The following is an 18885-nucleotide window of genomic DNA, read 5'->3' on the forward strand; positions in this document are numbered from 1 at the left end:
CTATTCAAAGCGCATGCGCATTAAAACTCATCGGCTATATGAAAGAATCGGTACCGCGTCTGTTCCGTCCACGCGTAGGAATCCTTGTAGTCCCAGTAACGGTGCCGGCTTGGGACCGTGTTCGCGTTCACCAGCGGCATGCCGCTCGCGTCGAATGCCGTCACGATCGTCGAATGCTGGAACCGGCCATCGCCGCTCCAGTCGTACATAATCACGTCGCCGAGCGCAAGCTCCGACGCCGATTCGACGGCGATCGCTCGCGTGCCGACCCGCCTCGACGCACCCAAATACGTATGCAGCGCGTTCGATACCGCCCAGCTGTAGCTCCACGATTCACGGCCTCCGGCGCGGCCCTTGTACCACCAGCCGGAATCCCTTTTACCAGTATAGTTCATCGGCGCTTGGCCTGCAAAGAGGCACTGGGACACATAGTTGGTGCAGTTCACCTCGAAATTCTCGTACGCGGGATTCGCCTCGTTCCACCACCGGTCGGCATATTCCGCGGCCAGATCGCGGCGGTAGCGAATGCCTCGCGAAGGCTTGAATCCGGATAAGACGTCATAATTAATAAAGGGCTTCGAGCCGGAGCCATGCACGATGCCTTCCTCCTCGTAGAAATCCGCCGCGGCGCTTTGCGGATCGCGAAGCGCGTAGCGGGGACGACGCTCGGACAAGTTCGGTTCGACGCGCGCGATTCGGTATTCGCCGCCATCGCCGGAGAACCAGATACGCTCGCGTTCGGCGCGATATTCCGTATAAGTCCGCCCGAGCTGCTCGACCGTGCGAGAGATGTGCAGCTTGATCAGCACGATCACTTCGCGGCCGGATGCCGATTCGCTGACGCGCTCGATCTCCACCCTCGTCTCGCTCTTGCCGGGGATCGCGCCCCGCAGCAGCTCCGCTTCCTTCAACCTCGCCAGCTTGGCGCCATAGCGTGCCAAGTGGTCGGGGTCCTGTATCAGCGTTTCGAATGCCGGGGCGTAGCGGTCGATCTCGGCCTGATTGTACAGCTGGACGTATCGGCGCAGCGCGCCCTTCCACCCTTCCGGCTCTGCCGGTTCGGCGGCGGCCCGGCGATTCGCCGAACTGACGGACGTCTGCGGTTTGGGCGCTGCGGTGCGCTTGACCGTTCTTTTCGTGTTTCCTGCTCGCGGCATGACGACTACCTCCCTGCGACCATTTTTTCTGGCGGGCAAAGTTGGTTCATTATATGAGCTTTCGGGCAAAATCATGAGGAATGGTTGCGGCGGCCGATGCGCAGCTTGGCATTCGGCGGAAATCAAAGGATTCGTCTTTACGAAACGTACGGCTTCGCGGTATACTAAGAACGAAGGAATTTTGAAATTAAGTTTTGCGCAGTGAAACTAACTGGATAAGATTGCTGGTCATTCGCCAGGCAGCCGCCCGACGAGCGTCCAGTGATTATTCGCGCGCAAGTTCTCCTGACGCCCATGCTTCCGCCGCTCGCATTCGCGCTGCTTCGGAAGTTGGCCATAGATGCACTTACATTCTTATATTTAGGAGGTCTCACCCAACCATGTCCCATCAAAACGAGTACTCCGTTCGTTCCTCGCTGGAAGTTGGCGGCAAGTCGTACGCTTACTACCAGCTGCCTGAGCTTGAGAAGCAAGGTCTCGGCGACATCTCGAAGCTGCCTTTCTCCATTAAGGTGCTGCTCGAGGCTGCCGTTCGTCAATTCGACGGCCGCGCGATCACCAAGGAGCACGTGAAACAACTGGCAACGTGGGCCGCTGGCCGCGAAGACAAGGAAATCCCGTTCATTCCTGCCCGCATCGTCCTGCAGGACTTCACCGGCGTACCGGTTGTCGTCGACTTGGCAGCCATGCGCGACACCGTGAAGAAATCGGGCGGCGATCCGAAACAAATCAACCCGCTCGTACCGGTCGACCTCGTTATCGACCACTCGGTCATGGTTGATGCATTCGGCAGCCCGGAAGCGCTCGAATACAACATGAACGTCGAGTTCCAACGCAACGAAGAACGCTACCGTTTCCTGCGCTGGGCGCAAACGGCGTTCGACAACTTCCGTGCGGTTCCGCCGGGCACGGGTATCGTTCACCAAGTTAACTTGGAGTACCTGGCATCCGTAGCGGCTACGAAGACGGTCGGCGGCGAGACCGTCGTCTATCCGGACTCCCTGGTCGGCACCGACTCCCACACGACGATGATCAACGGTCTCGGCGTAGTAGGCTGGGGCGTAGGCGGCATCGAAGCGGAAGCCGGCATGCTCGGCCAACCGCTGTACTTCGTCACGCCTGAAGTCATCGGCTTCCGTCTGACGGGCAACCTGGCAGAAGGCGCGACGGCGACCGACCTGGCGCTGACTGTTACCCAAATCCTTCGCAAGAAGGGCGTTGTCGGCAAATTCGTCGAATTCTTCGGCCCAGGCCTCTCCAACATCGGCCTCGAAGACCGCGCGACGGTTGCCAACATGGCTCCGGAATACGGCGCGACGATCGGCTTCTTCCCGGTCGACGACGAAGCGCTTCGCTTCCTGCGCAACACAGGCCGCACCGAAGAGCAAATCGCGCTTGTCGAAGCGTACTATAAAGCACAAGGCATGTTCCGTACGGACGAGACGCCGGATCCGGTCTTCACCGACGTGCTCGAGCTTGACCTGTCGACAGTCGTACCGTCGCTGGCTGGTCCGAAACGTCCGCAAGACCGCGTCGAGCTGACGAACATGAAAGAATCGTTCAACGACATCATCCGCACGCCGATCGACAAAGGCGGCTACGGCCTCTCCGACAGCAAGATCGAAGAAGTCGTCGAAGTGAAGCACCCGAACGGCGCGCTGAGCAAAATGGGCACGGGCGCAGTCGTCATCGCGGCGATCACATCTTGCACGAACACATCCAACCCAAGCGTAATGCTGGGCGCGGGTCTCGTGGCGAAGAAAGCGGTCGAGCGCGGTCTGAAGAAACCGGCTTACGTAAAGAGCTCCCTGACGCCAGGTTCCCTGGTTGTTACGGACTACCTGGAGAAAGCCGGCCTGCTCGACTCGCTCGAAGCGCTCGGCTTCCACGTCGCAGGCTACGGCTGCGCAACATGCATCGGTAACTCCGGCCCACTGCCGGACGAAGTGAGCAAAGCGATTGCCGACAACGACATGACGGTTGCTGCCGTGCTGTCCGGTAACCGTAACTTCGAAGGCCGCGTTCACGCGCAGGTGAAAGCGAACTACCTCGCTTCCCCGCCGCTCGTCGTCGCTTACGCGCTGGCTGGCACCGTGAACATCGACCTGGCGAAAGATCCGATCGGCTATGACGCGGACAACGTGCCGGTCTACCTGAAGGATATCTGGCCGACGAACAAAGAAATCGCGGACGCGATCGGAGTCGCGATGAGCCCGGATACGTTCCGCGCGAAATACGCGAACGTCTTCACGCAGAACGAGCGTTGGAACGCGATCGATGTGCCGCAAGGCGAAAGCTACGAGTGGGACGCGAAATCGACGTACATCCAAAACCCGCCGTTCTTCGAGAACCTCGGCCAAGGCATCAACGACATGGCCGACATCAAAGGCGCAAGCGTGCTTGCCCTGCTCGGCGACTCCGTGACGACGGACCACATCTCGCCAGCCGGTAACATCAAAGGCGACAGCCCTGCGGGCGAATACCTGCAAGCGAACGGCGTAGCCAAAGTCGACTTCAACTCGTACGGTTCCCGCCGCGGCAACCACGAAGTCATGATGCGCGGTACGTTCGCGAACATCCGTATCCGTAACCAAGTGGCTCCGGGCACGGAAGGCGGCGTAACGACTTATCTGCCGTCCGAAGAAGTGATGTCGATCTACGACGCGTCGATGAAATACCAAGCCGACGGCCAGAACCTCGTCGTTATCGCAGGCAAAGAATACGGTACAGGCAGCTCCCGCGACTGGGCGGCCAAAGGCACGTACCTGCTCGGCGTCAAAGCGGTTATCGCCGAGAGCTTCGAGCGGATCCACCGTTCCAACCTCGTGGGCATGGGCGTACTGCCGCTCCAGTTCCAAGAAGGCACCGGCTGGAAGACGCTGAACATCACGGGCCGCGAGAAATTCGATATTGTCGGTCTGACGAACGATGTACAACCAGGCCAAGCGGTCCAAGTCATCGCTACGCGCGAAGACGGCACCACGTTCGAATTCCCGGTACGCGTCCGCCTCGACTCCATGGTCGACGTCGACTACTACCGTAACGGCGGTATCCTCCAAACGGTACTTCGCCAAATGATCGCGAACAACGCGAAGTAAGATAAGTAATAGCAGCATTAGCGGGATGAACATTCATCCCGCTAATGTTTTATATGGCGCATGGTTTAGGCGATTCAGGAATAGCCGCGCCTCAATACGCGAACGACAAGCAAGGGCTCTCCCTAGTCATGACAATGACATGACAATGGGAGAGCCCTTGTTTGTTATGCGCTGACCCGCGCCGGCCAATTGACTTAGCTGTGGAGAACCGACGAACGCTTACGAGTTTTAAGAAGCAGCATGAGTCCCGTCATCGCCACCATACCTAGGGCAATCCACTGGGATGTGGAGAAGTAACCTACATGCCCGCGTATATTATCGCCTCGAACAAATTCGATCATGAATCTTCCGAACGCATAAAGCATAAGATAGATCCCCGCGATAAGCCCGTTCGCCTTCGTTCCTTTCCCCAGCCGGATTAGCAGGAAGAAGAGGCCGAAGTTAAACGCGCTCTCCAGCAGCTGCGTCGGCACGAGCGGCACGCCGTTGGGGGCGTAGTCGGAATCGTGGAACGTGATGCCGTACCAGCTGTCGGTCTCTTCCCCATAGCAGCAGCCAGCCAGAAAGCAGCCGATTCTCCCGAAGCCCTGCGTCAAGGCAATCGACGGGGCGAAGAGATCCAAGTAGCGCAGAAATTCGAGCTTCTGCCATCTACAATAGACGTACCCAGCCAGAAGGCCCCCGATAATGCCGCCGTATACGACGAAGCCTTGCGAGAGGTTGAGCATAATTGCGGGATCAGCCAGGATCTCCCGGCCAATCGTAATCCAATACAACAGCTTAGCGCCAATAGCTCCTCCCAATAAGCTCCACATCGTTAACGCCGAGAGGTGGTCCGGTGCCAGCCGCTGCTTCTCCACCCGATAGACGATGATTCGAAAGGCAAGCAGAACGCCTATCGCGATCATGAGTCCGTATCCATAAATCGTAATCGGTCCCAGATGAATCAATTCATTGTGCATGGCTATCTTCCTCCGATTATTCGTTTTTCCGTATTCGCACGACTAAGAGCTCGTACATACTACACATTGTAGTATCGCGATTCATAAAAATAAGGGGATTAAGAATCCCCACCCAGCATCAGCAGCATCAAGATCGAACAGGAGGCTAGCAGCGGCCTTAGCAGCGCAATCGGCACGCGAACCGACTGATCCGGCTCCAGCACCTGCAGCATCCGATAATGAAGCGCGGTCGTCTCAAAATGCACCGCGGTCTCGATTCGCCTGGTATGCCCGAGCTTCGACAGCGCGAGCAGCACTTGGCCCAAATACCGCTCCGTCCCCATTCGCCGAATGACGAACCGGTCGGCGAACAGCTCCTGCCAAGTTCGATAGTAGGTCAGAATCGGCTTGACGATCGGCAGGTACCGAAACCCGTCCATTAGCAGCGTCGAGAAGAACAGCTTCAGATTGTCGCGGCTGCGGCAGTGGTGCCTCTCGTGCAGGAGAATCGCTTGGACCTCCTTGTCGTCGAACCGCTCGAGGACCGCGGTCGAGACGACGATTCGGGGACGAAGCATCCCGATCGTCAAGGCGACGAAAGCCTCGCTCCGCACGACGAGCACTTCCGTTCCCCACTCGCGATACTTATAGTTCAGACGTTTAGTAAGCTTGTCATGCCTCATCGCGCCGAACTGCGCGAGCCACTGTCTCGACAGCCGCCATTGCCGAACGCACCGCCAGATGATCCGGCTGAGCGTATAGCCGATGACGAGATCGATAAGTATGTAATTGATCTGGACGGCATGGGCGACTCCATGACGGAACTGGTGTACGATGAATAAGCCCATCTGGACGATGATGGCCGTCACGAAGAGGATCATCAGCCCGTAAATCCCTCTTAGCTTCGTCTCGGGTCTCATTACGTCCTCCCGTTCTTCAGGTCGTTGAGCTTGCGTTCGAGCCTCGCGATGACCACGGGGTCGACATCGTCCAGCGCATCGATCATATGGGTGACGACCAGATCGCCGTACTCCTGGATCAAGCCTTGGGATACTTCCCGTGTCTGCTCGGTTAGGAATTGCTCCCGGGACTGCACCGGACTGAACTTCGCGACTCGGGCCCGGCCGACTCCGGTCTGCGCCTTGGTCAGATGTCCCTTGCCTTGCAGGCGGTTCATGACGGTCATGACCGCATTCACCGTAATCGGGCTTTCATCGTTCAGTATCGTCTGGACCTCCTTAATGCTCAAGCCGGGCGAGGACCACAGAATATCCATAATACGGGCCTCGAGCGGGCCGAAGAACCGATTCAATCCTTCGCCGCCGATGTTCATTCTTTTGATAGGCATGATCATTCCACCTCGTACTACAGAGTGTAGTATGGTCGTGACGGATTGTCAACGTTGCGGACAAAGGGCTTCGCCCTTCAAATCCCGCTTTTCTCCCTCTCCCCTCCGCATCTGCTGTCTGGTTAAGCAAGGGCTCCGCCCCCTTGACCCCACTTTTGTTGTTCCCTCCCCCTTCCCGCTCCGCTGAGGGGAACCAAAGGGCTTCGCCCTCTGGACACCCTCTTCGTGCAGCCACAATTGTTCGCGGTCGGCGGGTCGGCTTGAGCAAGGCACGCTTTTGTCCTCGCGGACAAAGCTTCAGTGGGTTTTGAAGTCAGTCCGATGTCATAAGCCTGTCAACTATAGGCCATTGGTGGCTTCACCGGACGGTTTTCATTAAGGCACGCTTTTGTCCTCGCGGACAAAGCTTCAGTGGGTTTGAAGTCAGTCCTAAGACATAAGCCTGTCAACTATAGGCCGTGGGTAGCTTCACCGGACGTGTTTTCCGTAAGGCACGCTTTTGTCCTCGCGGACAAAGCATCAGTGGGTTTGAAATCAGTCCTAAGACATAAGCCTGTCAACTATAGGCCATTGGTGGCTTCACCGGACGGTTTTCCTTAACCTGACAGCATTGCCCTCCGCCGAGGGGAACCAAGGGACCCGGCCCTTGCTTATGCTTTCGAAGCGCGTTTTCCGCCGGAAAACGTTTAGGATACCCGGAATCAGCGTACCTCGGGGCGAGACCGCGATTGTCCAAGCAAATGGAATTACAAGTCGGATCCACACGCAATTTCCATTGGACAAAGCTCTTGTTCATGCTTCATTTGCAACGTTTTGCCTTGAGGCGGTATCATGCTTCGTTACATTTCTCTTGATGGCTCCGTGCTGACCTTCGCTTACGTCCGCTTGCGCGGACACGCTTTACGTTTTTAGCCAACGCCCTTAAAAATAAAGACGGCATGCGCTCCTTCCCGCGCATGCCGTCTTCTCCTACACCTTAATAGCCGTAAACCTCGAAGTTCCATAACGAGTAGCCGTACTGCGTAGCGCGCTCCGTGCCGTACATCCGGACGTAGCGCCCCTTGCCGCTCACCGCCAAATCCTGCTGGCCGCCAGCGCCGGTCGTCGTGCTGTAAACGTCCGTCCAGTTCGCGCCGTCCGCCGACACCTGCAGCTTGAACGATTTGGCATAGGCCGCTTCCCAGTTCAGCTTCACGCTCGTAATCGTGCGCGATTGGCCGAGATCGACGGAGATCCACTGCGGATCGACGCCGGTCGCGGAGCCCCAGCGCGTGCCATTGTCGCCGTCGACGGCCGCTGCAGCTGCGAACGCATCCTGTACCGACGATGCTGTCGCGGTCTTATTCAAGGACAGCAGCGTCGCATTCTGAGCCGCGGCAGGCTTACCGTACACTTCGGCTTCAAACAGCGAGTAACCGTAGACCGTGCCGCGCTCGGTGCCGTAGATGCGCAGGTAACGTCCCGTACCCGCCGCGGTTATCTCGTCGATGCCGCCGTCGCCGGTCGTCGTACTGTAGATGTCCGTCCACGATGTGCCGTTATCGGACACTTGGATTTTGTACGATTTGCCGTACGCCGCTTCCCACGTCAGCTTCACGCGGCTAATTTGCTGCGGAGAGCCGAAATCGATCGCGAGCCACTGCGGGTCCGCGCCGCTTGCGGACGCCCAGCGCGTCTGCGCATTGCCGTCGACCGCATTCGCGCCGGCGAACGGCGTCTCCATCGAGGAGACGGTTACCGTTTTGCCCAGCGCGATGTTCGTCGTGTCGCCCGTGCCTCCCCCGTTGTCGCCGCCGCCGTTGCCCGGATTCGTCCAGTTGTCGCCGGCATTCGAGTTCGTCATCGGATTCACCTTGACGAGCGACTTCGCCGCGATGACCGCGGTGCCCGTCGTCGCTCCTGCCGCGTTCTTGAACGTGACGGTTACCGGCGCGGAGGTCGGGTTCCAGACGAGCGCGGAATACGTGCTGCCTTTCTTGTATACCGTTGCGCTGCTCCAGCCCGTCGCGTACACCTCTTTCGTGCGCGTGCCGAGCGTCGCCATGTTGTTGACGAACCAGTACGTGTTGAAAATTTCGTTGCGCTGCAGCTTCGTCGCATCCCATTTGGCAAGCGCGCCCTGCGGGTCGCTCAGCGCCTGGATCGGCCAGACGATATGCTGCCATTCCGTCTCCGGTCCGCCGTTGTCGGTTACGAAGCCGTTGTACAGCCCTGCCGCTTTGGCCGGGTCGAGTCCGTAGCTGGTCAGATATTCCGCCGTCGGCAGCCAGTGAATGCCGTAGATGTGCACCGGCAAGCCGCTGAAGAACGTGCCGTAGAAGTACGACGAGCCGTACACTTGGCCGACCGACTTGTGCTTCCATTGCGGCAGCCAGTTGTCGCCATCGTAGTTGAACCAGTATTGCTCGATCGCCTTCAGCTCGGTCGTGAAGCCGTAGATCGACGCGTCGCGATTCGCTTGATCGCCCGTCAGCAGGCTCCACATGTATTGGCCGACCCAGCCGAACAACGATTCGCCGGCGGCTTCCTGGTTGTTGCCGCTGTCGTTGTCCGCGTAGCCGCCCGCCCACGAATGGCCTTGGAACGGATCGAAGCTGCGGAAGAACGGATACATGCTGTCCGTGCGCGACGGATTCGCATAATCGCGGATCAGGTTGTCGACCATCGGTCCGTATTGCGTGCGGAACGTATCGTCGAAGGTCGCCAATACCGCGGATGCGAATACGTAATAGCCGTACGTAAAGTGATGGTCCGTAATGCCGACGTTCGCGCCGAATTCGCTGGAGCGATAGTAGGTTGTGCCCCAATCCGAGTTGTAATAGAAGAAATAGTCCGGCTCGCCCTCGGTGTACGTGTACCAGTCGGTCAGAATCGTCTTCATGCGCGCGAGGAACTTGTCGCGGTACGCCGTCTCGCCCATCTCGTTGGCCGCCAGGACGCCCATCGCGAGCGGATGAAGCCGTTTGCCCTGCCAGTAGGCGTCGGCCGCCATCAGGTTCGTGGCCGTTTCTTCGTCGAGCGTTTGGAGGTACGCCTTCATGTTCGTCTTGCTGTATTCCGGATTCGTCGGCTCGGTGAACTGCGGCACCATGCCGTAGAAGCGGTCGACCGTCGTGAAGGCGTTGCCTTCGCGCACCTTGAGCGTGCCGCGGATCGACGGGTACGTGTAGGCCGTCAGCGGCGACGTCGTGATTTTCCATTGGTGCGGATAGAGCGCCGTCAGCGTCTGGTTGGAGAAGCCGGTGCGCTTCAGCTCCGTCGTGATGTTGAAGTTGGTCGTCACCTGCGCGGTCGCTTCATTATAGTTGTAGCTGACCTTCGTGTCGGTCACGAACGCATAGGCGTGCTGGTAGAACTTGTTCAGATCGGCCGCCGAAGGCAGCGCCGCGATCGCCAGGTAGTTCTGGCCGCCGCCGAGCTGGATTTTGATCTTCGCGCCCGCTTTCTTGAACACCGTGCCAGCCGGGGCGAAAATGCCGTAGTAGCGCGTCTGAGGCGTTCCGTTCGGGTTGTTGTCCACGTTCGCGACGCGCACGCCGATGCGGTCTGTTGTCAGCGTCGCGCCGTCCGTCGTCAGCACGGCGGTACCCGCGTCGTTGAACAGCTGGTTAATGAGCGGCGAATAGATTTCGACCGCGTTCGGATCGCTGAACGTGCTGTACACGTACGGCGAGCCTTTGGAGAGCGTCACTTTCATTTTGTCCGTGGCGTCATCGCTCAGCACGGTGTTCACCGACCAGTCGCCATAGCCCGATACGCGCGGCTTCATGTTGGCGCTGTTGATGTTGCTCGCCATCAGATACAGGTCCGGATTGCCGTCCGCGCTGACGACGCTGCCATCGGCGTTCGCCCAGCCGGAGCCCGGATTCAAGATGCCGAGGCCTTGCTGGAAGAACTTCGACTTCAGCGGCAGCGTGATCAAGTAGTCGCCGAACGGCTTGATCAGAATCGACTGCCACCAGTCGTTCGAGGCGATCGGCGCGTTCACGCTGCTCGATTTGTTCTCCGGATACTTCGGCTGCGGCATGCGGATGTCGTTCGTCAAATAGCTGCCTGCACCGAGCGATACCTTCGTCGGCGTCGGAAGCGGCGGGATCGTGTACGTCGGCTGCGGCTGACCCGCCACGTAATCGTACACTTCGAATTCCAGCAGCGAGTAGCCGAACGTCGTCGCGCGGCCGATGCCGTTCATCCGGACGTAGCGGCCCGTCGCATACAGCGGAATCTCCTGCTTGCCGCCGGCTCCGCGCAGCTCGCGGTATACGGTCGTCCACTGCGTGCCGTTCGCGGACACCTGCAGGTCGAACGCGCGGCCCGCGGCTGCCTCCCAGTTCAGCACGACGCGGCCGATCGTCCGGGATGCGCCCAGGTCGACGCTGATCCATTCGTTGTCCGTATGGTTGGAGCCCCAACGGGTGCCCGTGTTGCCGTCCACCGCGTTGGCGGGGAGGGTCGCGCCGGGAGGAAGATAGCCCGATTGCTCATAGGAAGAGACGGTGACCGGCTTGTTCAACGCGACGTTCGGGCCGTACTGCACCGGCGGCTGGTTCACGCCGCCCGTTCCGTACACTTCAAGCTCGAGAATCGAGTAGCCGTATGCCGCCAGCGCCCGCTGCGTGCCGTAGACGCGCACATACCGGCCCGAGCCGCTCAGCGTCAGATCGTCGACGCCGCCGTCGCCCGTCGTCGTGCTGTAGACGTCGGACCACGTCATTTCGTCGCTGGATACCTGCACCTTATAGGCTTTGGCGTACGCGCCTTCCCATTGGATCTTGACGCGGTCGATCGCCGCCGTCGCGCCGAGGTCGATATAGATCCATTGCGGGTCCGTCCCCCATGCGCTCCCCCAGCGGGTCGCCGTATTGCCGTCGACTGCCAGATTGGCGGCGTTCGCGCCCTCCGACGAAGACGCGTAAGCGGTTCTGCCTTGCGACAAAAGGTAAGAGCCCGGTGCCGCCTGCGCTTCCCGTAGAAGCAGCGAAGACAGCATCGATAGCAGCATGGCTGCGGCGACCGTGTAGATAAGCGGTTTCCTCATCCGCTGCGTCGCCGTTTGGCTTGCGGTGTTCATCATGTTACCTCCCAAAATTGTTCGAAGTTGGCGTTGCTTTCGTGCACGTCGTTGTCCGCCTCTCGCCCCTGCTGACCGTTCGTGGTGTCGCTTGCGCGGGCTGTCCGTCTGCCCCCTTTCTCAACCGGATTAAAAACGCGATCTCGTATTCGCATGACCCAGTATACCGCCCGTCTCCGACCCGGGAACATGCCGAAAATTAGCGATTGATACCCGAATTTTTATGAAATTAGGGAGTGAAAAACAAAAAACATGCGCGGAAGAAACAAGATGTCAGACCGATAAAAAGTCTGGATTCTTGTTCCAGCGCAATAGTTTAGACAGGGTTGAACGTCTAAAATCTTGCGCCCGCACATGTTTTTTTAGGCTATTCTAACGTCTGAAACCATTTGGCCCTCTTTAAACGGAGCCCCATAAAAAAACGCCCGCACCAGGTTCCCCTGATCCGAACGTCTCTCTCCTCTCATACGGCTTAGCGGAGCAGCGCGCCAATTCGTCTAGCCGCTTCCATAATCGCCGGGATGTATTCGCCCATGGCATCCAGCGTGAGCCGATTGGACGGGCCGGACACGGACAGCGCGGCGACCAAAATGCCCGAACGGTTGTACACCGGGGCGGCCACGGCCGCGGCGCCGGCCTCCCGTTCCTCGAAGCTTGTCGCATAGCCGCTGGCGCGGATCTCCGACATCATGCGGCGGAATTGATTGCGGTCGACCGCCTCCGGCCATGTCGAATCCCGCAGCAGCTCCTCCCGCTTCTCGGGACTTTCGAAGGCGATCAGCACTTTGCTGGATGCGCCCACGTACAGCGGCAACCGAGCCCCGACCGGCGCTACCCTTCTTACGGCCTGGTTGCTCTGCACCGCTTGAATGCGAATCCGCTCGCCCCCATCCCGAATATAGAGACTGACCGTCTCCCCCAGCGTATCCCGCAGCCGCTCCATCTCCGGCAGGCCGATAATGCCCGGATCGTCCGTCTGCGGCATGTTCGCCGACAGCTCCCACACCCGCAGTCCGAGCCGGTAGCGCTCGGTCAGCCGGTCGCGGGCGACGAATCCTTTATCCTCAAGCGTGGCGAGCATCCGGTGCACCGTGCTTTTGTGCAAACCCGTCTGTTCGGCCAGCTCGCCCATCGCCCACTCGCTTCGAATCGTAAAACAGAGCAGCAGATCCAATGCGCGCTCGACGGCGCGAACGTTCGATTTGCCTTCTTCGCTCATGATGCCGCACCACCCTTCTTATGTTTCACGTAATGAAACTCTGTTACGCACAGTATATCAAATGAGAACTATTCTCGTAAAGCATTATGACAGGACGCGCGCGAATATTTCAGCTTCGTTACAAGCCGTTAACATTACGTCGACATACATTGACAGGCTTGCGCAGCCCATCATACGATAGGAGTACAGAACTAGTTTAAGCGCTTACAAAAATGGGTAAAGGGGGAGTCTCCATGAGTACTTCGATCGCACCATTGCTGCCCGCCGGCGGGAGTCTGACTCCCGGTCTGTTTCCGTCCCCCGAGTCTTCGTCCGGGAAGATCGCTTCCCGTTCGCGCCGCATGCACGCGGCGATCGCGATTTGCTCCGCGCTGATCGCGATGCTAATGTTCGCCGTTCTCGTATTTCACGGTTACGTCGCGTGGGTGATTGCCCATCCGTACGTCGCCCCGCTTACCTCCAATCCGATGGAGGCCAAAGGTCTCGCTTACCAGGACGTCTCGTTCCCGAGCGCCAGCGGCCGCACGACCGTGCACGGCTGGTACATTCCGTCCGCGGCTGGGTCCGAGGACGACCCGCAGCTGGCCGGCGCCTCTTCGACCGACCTCGCCGCGGCAACAAGCCGGACGGTTATTTTCAGCCACGGCTACGGCGCGAATCGGGAAGAGACTTGGGTGCCGATGTACGATTTGGCCGCGCTCCTTCACCGTTTGCATTATAACGTTCTCATGTTCGATTATGGCTATGCCTCCTCCATCGACCGCTCGCCGGCCACCGGAGGATTCGAGGAATCCCAGCAGCTTCTCGCCGCCGTGAACTACGCCCGCTCCCAAGGCACCGACGAGCTCGTCGTCTGGGGATTCTCGATGGGCGCGGGTACCGCGCTGCAAGCCGCGCTCCAGACGGATCAGATCGACGCCATGATTCTCGACAGCTTGTTCCTTCCGACGCCGGAAGCGCTGTACGGCAACGTGCGGCAATATTTGGACCTGCCGAAATTCCCGTCGCTGCCGCTTATCCAGTGGATGCTGCCGTTCTTCACCGGAACGAACTTTAATCATATCCCATCTGGTCAGGTGCTGAGCACCTCCTATGACATGCCGGTCTTCGTCATGCATGGCACCGATGATGCCAAGGCGCCGGTCGGCACTGCCGAGCTGATCGCCGGCACCCAGACGAACTCCCTCTCCAGAGAGTGGATCGTCGAAGGCGGCAAGCACGAGCTGCTGTTCCAGACCCGGCCCAAAGAATATATCAGTCGCGCCGCCTTGTTCCTCAGCCAAGTCGATGCCGCGTTCAAGAACAAGCAAGCCGAGCAGCTGCTCGCGCATTCCGAATCTTGATGTCATATCGCCGGTCGCGTCCGAATACGCTGGATAAAGGATGCAATCGGCACGCCGCAAGTTGAACGTTCACCTAAGCCGCCCGGCTCCCCGGGCGGCTTTTTCGCATGCGGCGCGAGCCCTACATAACGAGGAGGACGATACCGTGCTGTTTGTTTACGGCCCCTATATGCCCTTAAGGCTGCTGGAGGAAATCCAATTTTGGAAGACGCAAGAAATGGAGCATACCGTCGTCATTCGCGAAATCGCGCCGAACCTGGAGCCGCCCTACGTCGCTCTGCTGCAGGCGTGGGAGCCCGTCTTCGCGCGCACGGCGCAGATGGCCGACAAGCTGCTCTCGTCGCTCGTCCCCCAGGCGGCCGACCTCCCTCCCGCTTGCCGGGAGCAGGTGGATGCGCTGCTGCGCGTCTCAGCCGAGCAATCGAAGCGTTTCATTGAACAGCTCCACCGTATGGTCAAGGAAAGCGCCGCCATCTCTGCAAGCCCGGTCGCCGTCACCGTCGTGCATCACATCATCCGGGAGTCGGATTATTTCCTGTGCGTGCTGGCGACGCTGGTACACCCGCGCGACGACGCCGCTAGCGACGACCGGGAGGCGAACAAGACGTTGGCTGCGCAGCAACCGCAAGGCGCCAGCACGGCGACTGCTGAATCGCCGGATTCGCCCGCTGCTATCGCCGATGCCGGCGACGACCGCGAAGATAACGGAACGTTGGCTGCGCAGCAACCGCAAGGCGCCAGCACGGCGACTGCTGAATCGCCGGGTTCGCCCGCTGCTATCGCCGAAGCTGCTCCTTCTGCCGCCCGGGCGGTCCGAACGAACGCCGGGCCGTACCGCACGCCCGATGAGAACGGCGATGCGGAACCGCTTCGCGCCCCGTCCGCTCCGGTCCCGATCGGAGAACATAAGCTCCCCCCGCTCCCTTACGCTTACGACGCGCTGGAGCCCCATATCGATGCAGCCACGATGCGCATCCACCATGACAAGCATCACCAAAGCTACGTCGACGGCTTAAACAAAGCCGAGAAGGAGCTGCAGAAAGCGCGGCAAAACGGCGATTTCGCGCTCGTGAAGCACTGGGAACGCGAGCTGGCCTTCAACGGCGCGGGCCACTACCTGCACACCCTGTTCTGGCCGTCCATGTCGCCCAAGGGCGGGGGACAGCCTACGGGCGAACTGGCCGCTCATCTTATTCGCGATTTCGGCAGCATCGAGGCGTTCAAGAAGCAGTTCAGCGAGGCAGCCGAGAAGGTCGAAGGCGGAGGCTGGGCGATTCTCGTCTGGAGCCCGCGCAGCCGCAGGCTGGAGATTCTGACCGCCGAGAAGCACCAGAACCTCTCGCAGTGGGACGTGATTCCCGTGCTGCCGCTCGATGTGTGGGAGCATGCCTACTACTTAAAGCACCAGAACAAGCGCGGCGACTATATCAAAAGCTGGTGGAACGTCGTCAATTGGCCGTATGCGAATGATCGGTTCAAGAAAGCAAGCCAGTTGACGTGGGAGCCGTATTGAGCGGATACACGTCCTGCTGTTCACGGCCTGCTCCGTAACGGGCTTCCCCGAACAACAAATAAGAGCCCTCCGTCATCCGAACGGAGGGCTTTCGCTTGCTATGTCACGGCTTTTGGCCAAACTCGAATGTGAGCGAAGCCGATAACCTGAATTTGACGGTGCGGAGCCTTCCGGGAGACTGCGCTTTACCTTGCGGCGCCAACCGGCAGCCGGGACGCCTGCTCCTTGTCCGCCTGCCGGGCGGCGCGCAGGCGTCCTTTCGCATGGGGAATAATCATCGGCGTGCCGTACAGCGGATCCGGCATAATTTCGCATTTTAGCTGGAACACCGACTCGATCAACGCCGCGTCCACTACCTCTTCCGGGCGGCCCTGCGCTTCGACCTTGCCCTTGCGGATCGCGACGATGTGATCGGCGTAACGGCAAGCAAGATTGATATCATGCAGCACCATGACGATCGTGTGCCGATGACGCTCGTTCATGTCGTAGAGCAGATCCAGCACCTCGATCTGATGCGTCAAGTCGAGGTAGGTCGTCGGCTCGTCGAGCAGAATAACCGGCGTCTCCTGCGCGAGCGTCATCGCGATCCAGGCGCGCTGCCGCTGTCCGCCCGAGAGCGAGTCGACGGCGCGATCCGCCAGCTCGATCATGCCGGTCGCTGCCAGCGCGTCTCGCACGGCCTCTTCATCCTCGGACGACCACTGCTTCAGCCAGCTTTGGTACGGATAGCGCCCCTGTTTGACGAGTTGGAGCACGGTCAGCCCCTCCGGCGCGCTCGGTCCCTGTGGCAATATCGCCAGCTTCCGAGCCACTTCCTTCGTCGACAAACCCGCAATGTCGCTGCCCTCGAGAATGACCGCGCCGCGCTGCGGCTTGAGCAACCTTGCCATCGATCGGAGCAGCGTCGATTTGCCGCAGCCGTTGCTGCCGATGAACACCGTGATTTCCCCCTGCGGCAGCGTCAGGTTCAAATCTTCGAATATATAGGCGCCGCCGTAAGACAAGCCAAGCCCCTTCGCTTCAAGCACGCTCATCGCGCTTTCCCTCCCGTCTTAGAACCGGTTCCGGTTCCGGTATAGCAAATACATGAAGAACGGCGCGCCGATCGCGGCGGTGAACACGCCCGCCGGCACGTCTCTGGGCACAAAGGCGGTCCGCGCGATCAAGTCGGCAGCCAGCAGCAGCAGCGCGCCGAGCAAGGCGCTGACAGGCAGCACGCTACCGAACGAAGAGCCGACCAGTTTGCGCGCCATGTGCGGCGCCATAAGGCCGATGAAGCCGATCGCCCCGCCGATCGCGACCGCCGCCCCGGCCAGAGCCACGCTTAGCGCGAGCAGGACGAGGCGCTGGCGCTCGACGTGCGCCCCCGCGCTGCGGGCGACGTCGTCGCCGAGCGCTTGAATGTTCACGTTGCGGGCTTGCAGCCACGTCAGCGGCAGCAGCACCGCCACCCACGGCAGCAGCGTCGACACGTCTTTGTCCCACGACGCGCCGTAGATGCTGCCCGTCATGAACGTGAGCGACCGGTCGGCGAGCTGCATGGGCCCGGCAATGATGAGCATGTAGGAGACCGATTTGACCGCGGCCGAGACGCCGATGCCGATTAGCACGAGCCGCAGCGGGGAGACGCCGTTTTTCCAAGCCAGCACATAGAGCAGCCCGCTGACGATGAACGCTCCAGCGATCGCCGCGATCGGCATCCAGTGTATGGACAGCGTATCGGTGAAGAAGAAAATAAACAGCACGGCCCCGAACGACGCTCCCTCCGTCACGCCCGTTACGTCGGGCGACGCGAGCGGATTGCGGATGACGCCCTGCAGAATCGCGCCCGCCACGGCTAGCGAAGCGCCGACCAGCACCGCGACGACGACCCGCGGCAGCCGAAGCTTCAGGATAATGACCTCGTCCATCGGCGCGCCATGGCCGAATATCGTGCTAAGGACGCGCAGCGGGGAAATATATTGGCTGCCCATGCCGGTGCTCAGGACGATGGCCGCCGCAACCAGCGCCGCCAGCCCCGCGCTGATCCAGATCGTTCGGCGCTCCAGTAGAATGGACAGTTTGCCTGCCCGTATCGATTGATGCTTGCTCATGATTAAGTTCGTCTGCCTTTCCGGGCGATATACACGAAGAACGGGACGCCGATGATGGCGGTCATGACGCCGACCGGCACCTCCTTCGGCATCGCGATATACCGCGACCCGAGATCTGCCGCCACCAGTAGAATCGCGCCGAGCACGGCGCAGTACGGCAGGATCCATCTGTAGTCCGTGCCGACCATATAACGAACGATATGCGGAACGATAATGCCGACGAACGCGATCGGCCCCGCCACCGCAACCGATGCGCCGGCCAGCAGAATGACCGCCGCCGCCGAGAACAGCTTGATGCCGGCAATGCGCTGGCCCAGGCCGCGCGCCACGTCCTCGCCCATGGCCAGCACGTTCAAATGCCGCGCGAGCAGCAGCGCGATCGCCAACCCCGCGCCCATATAGGGCCATACCGCTTGAAGCTGCGGAAGCTCGCGCCCGGCGACCGAGCCAACGAGCCAGACGAGCACTTGGTCGAACATGCGTCCGTCGGAGAGCATCAGCCCTTGGGTAAGCGAAGCGAAGAACGCGGCCATCGCCGCGCCCGCGAGCGTAATCTTCACCGGCGTCATGCCGTCCCGTCCGATGCTTCCGAGGAAGAAAACAATCCCGCCGCTTACGGTCGCCCCAATGAGCGCCACCCAGGTCGTAGCTTGCAAGCCGGAGACGCCAAGCCAGCCAGAGGCCAGGATAACGAAGAACGCCGCGCCCGAATTGACGCCGAGCGTACTGGGCGAGGCGATCGGATTGCGCGTCATCACCTGCATGACCGCGCCGGCCACGGCCAGCGATGCTCCGACGGAAGCGGCGATGAGCGCCCGCGGCACTCGGGCCGTACGGATAATGAGGTGCTCCGTGCTGCCATTATTATGAACGAACGAGTCCCACACGGTCCGCAGCGGAATGTCCGTCACGCCGAGCGCCACGCTCGCTATGACCGCACAAGCCAGAATAATCGCGGAACCGATGAGGCCTAACGTTTTGATCAAATTCATGCTTTCCCACCTATGATGTCAGAGTCGCGCGACTGTAGGAAGCCCGCAAGGTTCATGTAGAATTGTAGAGGAAGCCGCTTCCGGGTGTCAATGATTTTGAGAATCGTTCT

The 18885-nt window shown here is 60.0% G+C and carries 12 protein-coding genes; 3 read left to right on the top strand and 9 right to left on the bottom strand.

Annotation, left to right across the window (positions count from 1 at the left end; all coding sequences use genetic code 11):
* Positions 1-20 precede the first annotated feature (20 nt).
* Positions 21-1157 carry an amidase domain-containing protein gene (locus ACFFSY_RS07370; RefSeq protein WP_377492175.1) on the bottom strand — a complete coding sequence of 379 codons (1137 nt, stop codon included), beginning with the start codon at positions 1155-1157 and terminating at the stop codon, positions 21-23.
* A 380-nt stretch (positions 1158-1537) separates the two neighbouring features.
* Here ACFFSY_RS07370 and acnA point away from each other — a divergent pair, with 380 nt between their 5' ends.
* Positions 1538-4255 (top strand): aconitate hydratase AcnA, encoded by a 2718-nt coding sequence (gene acnA / locus ACFFSY_RS07375; RefSeq protein WP_377492178.1) that lies wholly within the window; start codon positions 1538-1540, stop codon positions 4253-4255.
* Between the two features lie 194 nt (positions 4256-4449).
* Here the strand turns inward: acnA and lgt are convergent, their stop codons facing one another.
* The 5 genes from lgt to ACFFSY_RS07400 form a co-directional block, all read right to left on the bottom strand.
* Positions 4450-5217 carry a prolipoprotein diacylglyceryl transferase gene (gene lgt, locus ACFFSY_RS07380; RefSeq protein WP_377492181.1) on the bottom strand — a complete coding sequence of 256 codons (768 nt, stop codon included), beginning with the start codon at positions 5215-5217 and terminating at the stop codon, positions 4450-4452.
* Between the two features lie 98 nt (positions 5218-5315).
* Complete coding sequence (locus ACFFSY_RS07385) at positions 5316-6116, bottom strand: M56 family metallopeptidase (RefSeq protein WP_377492184.1); 801 nt, start codon at positions 6114-6116, stop codon at positions 5316-5318.
* Positions 6116-6544 (bottom strand): BlaI/MecI/CopY family transcriptional regulator, encoded by a 429-nt coding sequence (locus ACFFSY_RS07390; protein WP_377492187.1) that lies wholly within the window; start codon positions 6542-6544, stop codon positions 6116-6118. Before ACFFSY_RS07390 ends, ACFFSY_RS07385 begins: the two co-directional genes overlap by 1 nt.
* A gap of 976 nt (positions 6545-7520) precedes the next feature.
* The gene (locus ACFFSY_RS07395) at positions 7521-11618 is read right to left on the bottom strand and encodes a galactose-binding domain-containing protein (RefSeq protein WP_377492191.1); all 4098 of its coding nucleotides are present in this window, start codon (positions 11616-11618) and stop codon (positions 7521-7523) included.
* A gap of 469 nt (positions 11619-12087) precedes the next feature.
* Positions 12088-12834, bottom strand: coding sequence for an IclR family transcriptional regulator (locus ACFFSY_RS07400; RefSeq protein ID WP_377492194.1), 747 nt, complete (start codon positions 12832-12834; stop codon positions 12088-12090).
* Positions 12835-13067: 233 nt separating this feature from the next.
* Between ACFFSY_RS07400 and ACFFSY_RS07405 the strand changes: the two genes are divergently transcribed.
* On the top strand, positions 13068-14177 hold the full coding sequence (locus tag ACFFSY_RS07405; RefSeq protein ID WP_377492197.1) for an alpha/beta hydrolase: 1110 nt from the start codon (positions 13068-13070) through the stop codon (positions 14175-14177).
* Positions 14178-14322: 145 nt separating this feature from the next.
* The gene (locus tag ACFFSY_RS07410; RefSeq protein ID WP_377492200.1) at positions 14323-15690 is read left to right on the top strand and encodes a Fe-Mn family superoxide dismutase; all 1368 of its coding nucleotides are present in this window, start codon (positions 14323-14325) and stop codon (positions 15688-15690) included.
* A gap of 185 nt (positions 15691-15875) precedes the next feature.
* On the opposite strand, the gene ACFFSY_RS07415 is transcribed toward ACFFSY_RS07410, so the two are convergent.
* The 3 genes from ACFFSY_RS07415 to ACFFSY_RS07425 are packed head-to-tail and all read right to left on the bottom strand — an operon-like array spanning position 15876 to position 18775.
* Positions 15876-16724, bottom strand: coding sequence for an ABC transporter ATP-binding protein (locus tag ACFFSY_RS07415; protein ID WP_377492203.1), 849 nt, complete (start codon positions 16722-16724; stop codon positions 15876-15878).
* An 18-nt stretch (positions 16725-16742) separates the two neighbouring features.
* The gene (locus ACFFSY_RS07420) at positions 16743-17783 is read right to left on the bottom strand and encodes a FecCD family ABC transporter permease (RefSeq protein ID WP_377492206.1); all 1041 of its coding nucleotides are present in this window, start codon (positions 17781-17783) and stop codon (positions 16743-16745) included.
* A gap of 2 nt (positions 17784-17785) precedes the next feature.
* Positions 17786-18775, bottom strand: coding sequence for a FecCD family ABC transporter permease (locus ACFFSY_RS07425; protein ID WP_377492209.1), 990 nt, complete (start codon positions 18773-18775; stop codon positions 17786-17788).
* Positions 18776-18885 lie beyond the last annotated feature (110 nt).

It is taken from the genome of Paenibacillus aurantiacus (genome assembly GCF_042431225.1).
Lineage (GTDB): Bacteria > Bacillota > Bacilli > Paenibacillales > Paenibacillaceae > Paenibacillus_Z > Paenibacillus_Z aurantiacus.

Bases quoted from the DNA above. Each gene is read 5' to 3' on its own strand.
- ACFFSY_RS07370 (WP_377492175.1), bottom strand. From the start codon at position 1,157: ATGCCGCGAGCAGGAAACACGAAAAGAACGGTCAAGCGCACCGCAGCG.
- acnA (WP_377492178.1), top strand. From the start codon at position 1,538: ATGTCCCATCAAAACGAGTACTCCGTTCGTTCCTCGCTGGAAGTTGGC.
- lgt (WP_377492181.1), bottom strand. From the start codon at position 5,217: ATGCACAATGAATTGATTCATCTGGGACCGATTACGATTTATGGATAC.
- ACFFSY_RS07385 (WP_377492184.1), bottom strand. From the start codon at position 6,116: ATGAGACCCGAGACGAAGCTAAGAGGGATTTACGGGCTGATGATCCTC.
- ACFFSY_RS07390 (WP_377492187.1), bottom strand. From the start codon at position 6,544: ATGCCTATCAAAAGAATGAACATCGGCGGCGAAGGATTGAATCGGTTC.
- ACFFSY_RS07395 (WP_377492191.1), bottom strand. From the start codon at position 11,618: ATGATGAACACCGCAAGCCAAACGGCGACGCAGCGGATGAGGAAACCG.
- ACFFSY_RS07400 (WP_377492194.1), bottom strand. From the start codon at position 12,834: ATGAGCGAAGAAGGCAAATCGAACGTTCGCGCCGTCGAGCGCGCATTG.
- ACFFSY_RS07405 (WP_377492197.1), top strand. From the start codon at position 13,068: ATGAGTACTTCGATCGCACCATTGCTGCCCGCCGGCGGGAGTCTGACT.
- ACFFSY_RS07415 (WP_377492203.1), bottom strand. From the start codon at position 16,724: ATGAGCGTGCTTGAAGCGAAGGGGCTTGGCTTGTCTTACGGCGGCGCC.
- ACFFSY_RS07420 (WP_377492206.1), bottom strand. From the start codon at position 17,783: ATGAGCAAGCATCAATCGATACGGGCAGGCAAACTGTCCATTCTACTG.
- ACFFSY_RS07425 (WP_377492209.1), bottom strand. From the start codon at position 18,775: ATGAATTTGATCAAAACGTTAGGCCTCATCGGTTCCGCGATTATTCTG.